11 protein-coding genes and 2 pseudogenes are annotated in these 9,792 nt (G+C 25.0%); 3 read left to right on the top strand and 10 right to left on the bottom strand.

Translation table 11 applies throughout. From position 1 onward, the window contains the following. Positions 1 to 231: 231 nt before the first annotated feature. A complete protein-coding gene (locus tag HH195_RS12395) occupies positions 232 to 609 on the top strand; it encodes a hypothetical protein (RefSeq protein ID WP_196372126.1) in 378 nt (125 codons plus the stop codon). Positions 610 to 649: 40 nt separating this feature from the next. Here the strand turns inward: HH195_RS12395 and HH195_RS12400 are convergent, their stop codons facing one another. From HH195_RS12400 to HH195_RS12410, 5 genes and pseudogenes are all read right to left on the bottom strand, one after another. Beyond that, complete coding sequence (locus HH195_RS12400) at positions 650 to 1,477, bottom strand: hypothetical protein (RefSeq protein ID WP_243278586.1); 828 nt, start codon at positions 1,475 to 1,477, stop codon at positions 650 to 652. Positions 1,478 to 1,534: 57 nt separating this feature from the next. Beyond that, positions 1,535 to 1,777: pseudogene (locus HH195_RS12750) on the bottom strand (SH3 domain-containing protein); the annotation flags it as partial. A 174-nt stretch (positions 1,778 to 1,951) separates the two neighbouring features. Beyond that, complete coding sequence (locus tag HH195_RS12405; RefSeq protein WP_196372127.1) at positions 1,952 to 3,193, bottom strand: DNA-binding response regulator; 1,242 nt, start codon at positions 3,191 to 3,193, stop codon at positions 1,952 to 1,954. Between the two features lie 123 nt (positions 3,194 to 3,316). After that, the gene (locus HH195_RS12695) at positions 3,317 to 3,445 is read right to left on the bottom strand and encodes a hypothetical protein (protein ID WP_256437762.1); all 129 of its coding nucleotides are present in this window, start codon (positions 3,443 to 3,445) and stop codon (positions 3,317 to 3,319) included. After that, positions 3,436 to 4,074: a hypothetical protein gene (locus HH195_RS12410; RefSeq protein ID WP_196372128.1), complete on the bottom strand. Its 639-nt coding sequence runs from the start codon at positions 4,072 to 4,074 to the stop codon at positions 3,436 to 3,438. The genes HH195_RS12695 and HH195_RS12410 overlap by 10 nt, the downstream gene beginning before the upstream one ends. Positions 4,075 to 4,399: 325 nt before the next feature. On the opposite strand from HH195_RS12410, the gene HH195_RS12415 reads away from it, so the two are divergent. Continuing rightward, positions 4,400 to 4,744, top strand: a complete 345-nt coding sequence (locus HH195_RS12415) for an antA/AntB antirepressor family protein (protein WP_256437763.1) — start codon at positions 4,400 to 4,402, stop codon at positions 4,742 to 4,744. An 845-nt stretch (positions 4,745 to 5,589) separates the two neighbouring features. Here the strand turns inward: HH195_RS12415 and HH195_RS12420 are convergent. From HH195_RS12420 to HH195_RS12435, 4 genes and pseudogenes are all read right to left on the bottom strand, one after another. Further along, positions 5,590 to 5,973: pseudogene (locus HH195_RS12420) on the bottom strand (BRO-N domain-containing protein); the annotation flags it as partial. 410 nt (positions 5,974 to 6,383) lie between these two features. After that, positions 6,384 to 6,899, bottom strand: a complete 516-nt coding sequence (locus HH195_RS12425) for a hypothetical protein (RefSeq protein ID WP_196372121.1) — start codon at positions 6,897 to 6,899, stop codon at positions 6,384 to 6,386. A gap of 204 nt (positions 6,900 to 7,103) precedes the next feature. Continuing rightward, entirely contained in the window at positions 7,104 to 7,247 is a 144-nt protein-coding gene (locus HH195_RS12430; RefSeq protein ID WP_196372122.1) for a hypothetical protein, read from the bottom strand. A 108-nt stretch (positions 7,248 to 7,355) separates the two neighbouring features. After that, positions 7,356 to 7,544 (bottom strand): hypothetical protein, encoded by a 189-nt coding sequence (locus HH195_RS12435; RefSeq protein ID WP_196372123.1) that lies wholly within the window; start codon positions 7,542 to 7,544, stop codon positions 7,356 to 7,358. Positions 7,545 to 7,638: 94 nt separating this feature from the next. On the opposite strand from HH195_RS12435, the gene HH195_RS12440 reads away from it, so the two are divergent. Then, a complete protein-coding gene (locus HH195_RS12440; protein WP_196372124.1) occupies positions 7,639 to 8,583 on the top strand; it encodes a hypothetical protein in 945 nt (314 codons plus the stop codon). Between the two features lie 500 nt (positions 8,584 to 9,083). On the opposite strand, the gene HH195_RS12445 is transcribed toward HH195_RS12440, so the two are convergent. Continuing rightward, the gene (locus HH195_RS12445) at positions 9,084 to 9,761 is read right to left on the bottom strand and encodes a recombinase family protein (protein ID WP_196372125.1); all 678 of its coding nucleotides are present in this window, start codon (positions 9,759 to 9,761) and stop codon (positions 9,084 to 9,086) included. Between the last annotated feature and the right edge of the window lie 31 nt (positions 9,762 to 9,792).

Raw genomic sequence — 9,792 nt, forward strand, 5'->3', positions numbered from 1 at the left:
TAGATTGATTGATATTTTTATAATATAGTCAATTAAACTATAAGTCAATTTATTTTGATATTTTTATCAATATTATTTACCCGAATAGTTATTTTGATTTTTTCACTAGATACATAGGAGTTGATAATATTGGGTTTTGAAGGTAAGTATGTTTTGTTCATAGATATTTAATTTGATTTTTTTACCTTTAATACTATAATTATGAAAAATATCTGTAAAGAGGTTTAGAATATGAATCTTATTTTTAAAATATCAAAAATATTCACATTATTAATATACCTAGTGGTATTTTGTATTTCTGGATTTTTAATGCTTTGGGCAATTAATGACACACCATTGGGTGAAATGATGTTTATAACTTCTACTGTATTATTATTACTTAATATTATTTTGATAGTATTAAGCAATAAATTAAATTACATGTATTCTCTATTTTCGGTAATAATATCAATAGTTTATATTATTTCTATGTCGCTTATTCTTAGATTTAATACGCCTCCAAGTACGGGTACAGTTATGTATATTATAACTGTATATATATTGACTTTATTTTCATCTACATTATTATTTGTAATGAATGTATTTATAAAAAAATATTATAAAAAATAGTTAAATGAACTATGATAAAAATATCATAGTTCATTTTTGTTTAATATTGTAAAAATCCAGAATTATCTAATTCATTTATTTTTTTTGCTAACGCATTACAGCATGCTTTAACTGACTCATCACTATACTCTACTGCATTTCCATTATATTTCTTACTGAAAGACTTTAACTTCTCTCCTACTAATGGGAAGTTGTACCCAAGTACACCTGTTAATTTATTATATATGGCATCAGAGACTGACTCTGCTTTAGGTAAATCATTTAGTATAATATTTTTACGTGTGGTATAAGATTTATCTTTTATATAATACATATATAATAAATCATCTATTTTATGCACGTGAAATTTTTTCCCTAAATATATAGAATCTATATCTGAGTAAAAATCTCCATTACCAAATGTAGTATTTTGAGTTTTTGATGCTAGTAATTCATATGCTTTATTATTTTTTTCAGTTGTATTTTCACGACATTTATAAGTAATTTCTCCTACAAGTGTGCTTAAATCTCCACCCCAACCAGTCCAAAAATCAGGAGATAAACTACTATAATAACCTCTTGTTGTAGCCATTAAATGAGGAAGATCTATTAGTGATTTACCAAATTTAATTTCAATATTACTATTATTTATATATTTATCAAGCTTATTACAAAGATTTGGATAATTATTTTTAACAAAATTAATAAATATATTGTTCAAATTACCTATTATTTGAGCCCAACTTGAATCTCCATACTTTACATGTATTAAATAATCTGATGTTAATCTATTTATAATATCAGGTGCTGGTTCTACAACAACATATTTTTTAGAAAATTCTATAGCTGATATTACTAATTCTGAAATCATATTTATTACTGTTTCCATTTCATTTAAAGTAGGTGTATTAGCATCTCCATTACTATTTATATTGATATAATCACTATGAACATATCCTACCTTAGGAGAAGATATTTTATACCATACTCCATTTTTAGCGGTTATTGTAACTGTTTGTCCTGATGATACTGTTCCAACAATATTACTTGATGTTGATGCTTGTTCTCTTACATTTAATGTTGCTGTTGTTACTGTTCCTATTGCATTATATGCTTCATCTCCATTAGATGTATTGCCGTTATTAATTACACTAATATAATCGCTAGATTCTCCAGATAAATATACTATTTAAAGATATGTATCTCATAGATACCCAATCTCACATATGCCCGTAACAATACTAAGAGTCTCCATTTTTTCTAAAAAAGACTACAGGTACAAAGTACCCTATAATACAAGGGCTGAAAATTTGCTACCTATTGAAATAATATTTTTTTTAATTTATAATACTAAAGAACAAGATTATATATAATCTTGTTCTTTTAAATACTTTCTATCACGAAGATAAGTATCTTTAGATATATTAAGTTGTGAACATATATCTTTTTGTTTTAGACCTTTGGCTAGAAGGTCTTTTATTTTTACTCTTCTTTGTAATAGCTTTTCTTTTTCACTTAATTTGCCTTGTGTTTTTAACTTATTTTCATACGCTTTAGTATTTCTTAATTTTTTTCTTCTCTTGTATTCATCTTTAGAAATTATAGTTTTCATCTCTTTTTGTTCTTCCTCTGTTATTTCTAAAAGATTTATAAGAGTTTCATTTTTATATTTATAGTCCTTATTTTTATCCTTAAATACCGTTTCTGCTGATTTAGTAGCCCGTATAACTTCTCTTTCACTTAATGATTGTCTAAACATACTATTTAATTCTAAAGTATCATTTAATGACTTCTCTACATCTTCCGTAAAATAGCATAAATAATATCTATATAAGAATAATATAAGCTCCCTTTGACCTTTTAAATCATATCCTCTTAACTCGCATAGCTTTATTATGTCCTGTAGCCTCGTATAATAAAGACTTCTTTCTCTATAGATATATTTTACCTTTTTAGGTCTACCTCGTCTTACAGGTGCTTTCTCACTTAATTCAGGCATATATTCGCTTTGTATCTCTCTTAACTCATACAAATAATCATAATTATCTATTATTTTTACTTCTGTATGTGTTTTTGAATTAAAACTTCCTGGTACTCTTAATATTCTTGTTGCGTCTAGTGCTTGTCTATCTGCTCCAAATTCTTTTAATGTTTTATAAAAATATTCTTCAACTGCTTTCCAAAGGGGTAAAGCCATACTAGGAACCTTTTTTATAAGCCATATTAAATATAAACCTCTTCCACTATCAATAATAAAATTAGGGATTGGCATAGATTGTTTAAAGTGATTTTCATTTAGATTTATTAAAATTTGTTCTTTAGTAAAACCTGTTTTATACGTATCTAAATCTATAAATAATGCATTAAGTTCTTTAATACACTCTATTCTTCTATAGGTTTTATAGAAGGTGTTCAATGTAATGTACACATTATATTCATCAAACTTTAATTCAATTAAGTCTTTATACTTATAATGCCATTGTTTGTATTCCTTATTACATATTTTAGCCTTAGTTATCCACCCTTTGCTATCTCCATGAATGATATTTACATATTCTATACTTGGAGATAAATTTTCTTCATCTTTTTGTTTTAAAGCTAACATCTTTTTTCGTTCTCACCTCCTTTTATCAGTCAAATTATAACATAATTTTCTTTTTAAGTTTAATTATTTATGTATTAATAATTAAATATTAAGTCATATAAATTAATATATCCCTTAATATAACTATACTACTTTTATATATTGTTCTACGCTAACATTTGAGCCTAATACTTTATAATCAAAGGAACCACTAAATTTATAATTATTCCTAATATAATTTAATTGTTCATGTGTAGGATTTTTTATTTCCACCTTTGTATTAACTTTTTTATTTCCACCTTTGTATTAACTTTTTTATTTATATTCATCAACTTACCATATTTTAATATTTCTATTTGTTTCTCTCTTAATTCACTATTATTTTTACTATCTTGCTTTAGAATATAGATAATATCATAGTTTATATTCTTTTTGAAATATCTTAATAGACCTTTTTGATAGTATATACTTTCGATTTTATAATCTACAATATCTTTCATTTTCTTTTGTAAATCTTCATAGCTTAAATTGGTGTAGAATAATATATGATAATGCATATCTAAGTTTTTACTCCAACTTGCTAATGTTAAGTATTTAAGTTCTTTATCACTCTTTCTAACTCTCCCTAAAAATTTTTTTAATGATTTTGAATTTATTCCTCTTATAGTTATAAAGTAATTAAATTTATTATTATTTATTATAAAATTTAACTTTCTATTATATTTTTTTAACGAATGTATCTTCTCATATTTACATTTTTTTAATACATCATCAGAAATTAATTCAAAGTTTCTTTTAGGTCTTCCATTTCTATTGATAATGCCCTTAAATGAGTTATTATATGTTGTCTCTATTATGTTTATCTTATTACCACTCTCTATTATTTTTTGTGCTATTGCCATTTTGTCTCCTATTCTTCATTAGTTATTTTTATGTATTTAAAGCAATTCTTTAGTTAGAATTATATTTCTATCTTTCCACAATTAACAATGTGTTTAATAAACGTATTAATGTACTCAGAAACTATATAAATATTATTTTACTATTATTATATTTTATAATAAAAAATAAGTAATTTGGCTAGCTAATAGCTTGATTATACAACCGTGAACTTTTATACATGATTAATAATTAAATAACGCTTATCAAAAATTCACACTTATTAAAAAAAGGAATTTATCATGAACCAACTAACATTTATTAATTATTATAACTAATAATACTCTTATTTCAGCTAGAGAAGTACATAAAGTGATAGAAAACAAAGATAGATTTTCAAGATGGTTTAATAGAATGTTGAAATATGAATTTATAGAAGATAAAGATTTTTTTAAATCTCGAATTTTCACACTTGTTAATAATGAAGCAAAAAGAGAATTACAAGATTATTTATTAACTATAGATATGGTTAAGGAGATATTAATACTTCAAAGAGGAACAAAAGGTGAACGATATAGAAAGTATTTAATAGAATGTGAAAAGAAATTAAAAGAAACTCAATTATTTGATAATACAGAGATTGCAAAAAGATTTATTGAAGAACAGCAAAGAAAACAAAGTTTTATAGATTAATTTATAAGACTATATAATATTTATGGTTCACATAAATAATTTAAAACAGCTTAGGCATTTAATAGTGGCTAGGCTATTTTTTATAAAAAGAAATTTAGATCGAATTATTTTACATTATAAAACTTAATAACCTTAGGGATATGAAAAAAATCTCAATCACCCTCTAAGTAGTACTATAACTTATTTTGCTGCTTATATAATAGCGAAAAGTAATTCACTTTCAAAAGTTGGCATATCTCCCCCTAACCTTATCCATATTAAAGGGCTATAACCTTGATATGTCTTTATAAAAATTATTCATCTTCAACTAATCATAAAATTATGAACTTTAAAACTCAATGTACGCCATTCTAATGGTTTCAAAATATTAAGATGGAAATTATTTAAGAGATATGTTAAAACGTCTTAGAATTGATTATAGAGCCATATAATAAATAAATCATGAAATAATTAAGGTGGAAAAATAATAACTAAGAACTTCAGAAAACGTAGATTTTCCGAAGTTAGGAGTTAAAATGGCTTGTTTACAGGATTTCAAAGGTGTATACAAATAAAATTTATTAAAAAAAGCGAAATTATTAAATGAATTTCCAATTTTGATTACAATAAAAGGCATACTATTTTGTTGTAATTTTTTACTACAAGCTTTTTCATTACTAAGTAGTACTACTTAGTGTATTTATTTTATAAAAAAACCAGATAGAGCTTGCTATAATCTTGCTATGATTCTTGTATCTAAATCAATATCAAATCAACTATATAAAATATTTATAGTATCTTGCTATTATATTTAACCTCTGTTAGCTAATTGTCTAATGTTACTTGTATTCACATTAGAGTATTGTTTAATTTTGGGAGGTGCATGACATGCACTTCTTAATTTGTAAGGCTCTTGCCAAAATATCTTCATCAGACATATCTTCTGTAGTAGTAATATATCCGCCTGTTTTTCTTATCTCAGGTAATACTTCATCAGTTACCCAATCTTGGAATTTTTCAGCTTCTTTTTTATAGGATTTAAATATTAGTTTATAAACTCCGCTTTCTGTTAAGAAATTTTCTCCAGCATTATTTAATTTTCGGATGGGAACATCTTTCACATCTAAATTTTTCAATTTAACAACTTGTTTATTATTCATATTTGCTATAGATTTTCTAACAGCACTATCTGTTAAATTTAAACATTCTCCAACATGTCTTGGATTAAATAATACTTTTCCTTCAAATTCAAATACTTCTACCTCTTTATTTTCAAAAGTTCATGAGATGAACATCTGATGTATAAACCTGTGAAGAGAAAACTACTTTTAAAATCTCTATATAACTTAGCGTAATCTTAGTGTACTTTATAATTAATTAAACTTCTTCAAAACTCTTATATAACTTGCTTAAACATGTATACAACTATAAAAAGAAGAATTTTCTGTTTGTAAGTTTATAATCTATGGTTATTCAAAATAAAAAAGAAGAGGATTTCCTCTTCTTTATAAATTTTATTTATTTTTCTTTTCAAAAATGGATACAAACTAGCTTAATTTTGTATCCTATCAAAAACACCATACAACTGTTGATATCACTAGTCTAGATCAATATTCGTGTTGTGTCATTTCCCTCTATAAACAAATAAAAATTTATTTTATTATTCTCCATACATTTCACTTTTTAACGCATAGTAATCTTGTTTTGTATTAACAGGATACATTAGTTCATAATTTTCATTATCTGATGATCTTATATATATACGATTAGTATCTTTTGAAATAAAGAATACATACTTATAATCCAATTCATCAGGACTTGTATTTATAGATCCCCATGTAACATTATCTGTAAATTTGCCCATATAAGATCCCAATAAATAATAACTTTGATCACCTATCTGTATATTTCCGTCCAATATTTTTCTAAATCCTAATATTTCCCATATAAATGTATCATTATAAAAACATCCATCTATTTTTATATTAGTTCTGCCAATTTCTTGATTATTATGATCCATAACTAAGACATTTTCGAATGTTTTAGTTATCTTTGTAGGAGTTTTATATATTTTTAATCCTATTAAGCTAATAAATATTAATATAAAAATAATTATATAAATGTATTTTCTTATGTTTTCATTTCTTTTATCCATCATTTTTTTCGACTTAATCATATATTTAGTCCCCCTTAAAATAAAAACATCCAATTTTAATATATCATAAAAATTAAATTTTAGAAAATTATGTAAAATAATCAAATTACATTATTTTTGAAATAAAGTTAATAGGCAAGTAATTGCTATGTATTTTTCTTAAACGCATATTAAACTAATCAAAAAATACATAAAGCCCTTCACTAATTAAGCGAAAGGCTTTTTTTAATATGTCTTACTAGTAGTAGCTGTTTGCCATCCAGATGATGATGTATCTTGTAAGGAATGTTTTCCAGTAAAAGTACATTTTTCTGTTTTAGCAGTTAAAGTTGAACTTTGAACAGAACTTGTATTCATTTTTTCTGCCACAAGTGTTGAATCTGTAGAAATACCATCATTATTAACTATCGTTTGCGCCCTTAATTTATATGCATTACCTGAGTAAGTTGATGTTTTAGCATAAGCCCATGGCTTTTGTCACAATGGATTTTTAGAAGTTAATGTACCTTGTCCCCAAGAAGCTTTTGTTACACCATCACTTAATTCACATACTGATACAATACCATCATCACTAACAGAAGTAGCATTTGTGCTTGCAAAAACTGGAGTACATAGCCCAGCAAAAATTGATGTAGCTAGCACAGAAGATAATAATAATTTTTTCATAATAAATCCCCTTAATTATAATAAATTATTTGCATGCATTTTAACATAAATGTATTATTATGTAAATATAATAATACAAGGGAGTGATGATAAAGTGAAAAAAATAAATAAAATTATAGTAACATTATTATTAATAATATCTAGTTGTTTTATATTATACTTAGTAAAAAATGATACAAATAATATATCTAGTGTAATATATCAAGAAGCTGAAAATCTTAAAATTGAAAATGGATATTACCTGGACTTATATACAAATGGTAATGAAAATATTGAAAGAAATGGTTTGATAGAGTTTGATAATAATACTACATTAAATGCTGTTGTTAAGAATATAGGTAAAGAAAGAAATTTTATGATAAAGTTATATTTAAATTACGAAGAAATAAGTTTTTTCATAGATGATTTAGAATATAAAAATTACGAATTCTCTATAGGTGAAAGTAAATCAATTACTATACCTTTAAAATTAAAAAATATAAATCCTCTTACAAATTCTAAACTAACAGTATTTTTAATAGCTTCTCCGGAGATATCAGCATCCGACATTAACGAATTACCAACTGACTCCTATGGAATAGTGTTAGATTATTTTTTAAGCGTTAATAATACTACTGAGAATGTAATAGAATTAAATCAAAATTCATCAAATGCAGATATTTACTTTGAAGAACCTTTTTATACATTTGTGATAAATAATGATTTTAGTGAAAGTAATGAAGCTAAATATCCACCTAATTCTTTGAAGGTAAGTCAAGGAGAAACTGTAGAATTAGCATATAGAATTGGTGCCGATATTACAACTGATAAGGTGCTATTATGCTTAAATGTAGGTTGGAAACAAACAGCAATTGATAATCAACCATATAAAATAATAAATATTCAAAAAGATAAAGCATGTTATGGGACATTTACTATTAAAGCTCCTAATAAGCCAGGTAAATATGAAATAAGTTCCTTTTTAGTAGAAAATCCTAATGAATGGAGTGAGTATGTTCCCCTAAGAAAATCATTAAGATTTACACTAGAGGTAGAATAGCAATATTCGACCTCCTTAGACCTTGAATACTTACAATTCGTAAAGAGAATAAACGAGAATGTAAATTAAATCGTGTATTTATAGAAAAAAGGATTAGCTTATTGCAAGTGCATTATATATTACGCATATAGAATATAAACACTTTAGGCAAAGCTAATCTTTAGAATACACAAAATAAAATACATTTCCTCAAACCTAAGTTTTTATCTTATATGTTTTCAATTCACATTTCAAAAATATTATGTGTGTAAGTTTACTAACTACTGAAAAATCACTTGAAAAAACCACCTATCGTTTCACTAAATTACCCCCCACCTAATTTTTAAATATTCTCTAAAGTAATTTTATGCATGCCTTTTTCTCGCTCTACATCAGTCTATAAGGCTTTTAAAATCATATTTAGATGTGAAATTATATTTGTAACTTTATAAATGGGCATAGAGGTAAAATAAAAGACACTAAATAAATAGTATCTGATGTTACAATCTTCTATTTTCTTATTATTGTATCTGATATTGTTGTCCTTTTACTATCGCTATATACTTCTTTAGCGTATTTCGACTTATATTGTGTTTATTCATCAAATCTATTTGCTTTATACTTCTATCACTTAAAAACTCTTTTATGTCATCTCTTAATTTATCACTCATTTTATCAAGTTTACCTTGTTTTCTTCCACTTTTCTTATCACTTGCTTCAATACCTTGTTTTATTCTCTTTACTATAAGTTCTCTTTCTTGCTCCACTCTATCAAGTTCAACTATCAATAATAATTTTATAGTGCTATCTAAAGCAGTTTTAGTAACTAAATTTTGAGTATTAGCTATATCAGTTAAATTTTTTATGTAATCTGTTGATACAGTAGGATTATCTAAAAATATTAAATTAATACCCTTTTGCATTAGCTCCATATATTTTTTATATCCCTCTTCAGCCTGACGTGTGAATCTTGATATTTCTTTAAATACTATCGTGTCCCCCTTTTGTAATATCTTTTCTAGTTTACTCCAAGATGGTCTATTAAATGTACCTCCAGTTGTATCATCTTTAAAGCTTAATAAATATTCTATGTTATTATCTTTTGCATATGTCTTTAAGCTTTTCTCTTGCCTATTAAAACTTTGTTTATCATTGTTCTCTTTGGTTGAAATTCTCATGTAGCTATAATAATTTCCCATATTTTTAATCCTCCATATGTTAATTAAACTA

This window comes from Candidatus Sarcina troglodytae (assembly GCF_015708635.1).
In the GTDB taxonomy this organism is placed as follows: Bacteria; Bacillota; Clostridia; order Clostridiales; family Clostridiaceae; genus Sarcina; species Sarcina ventriculi.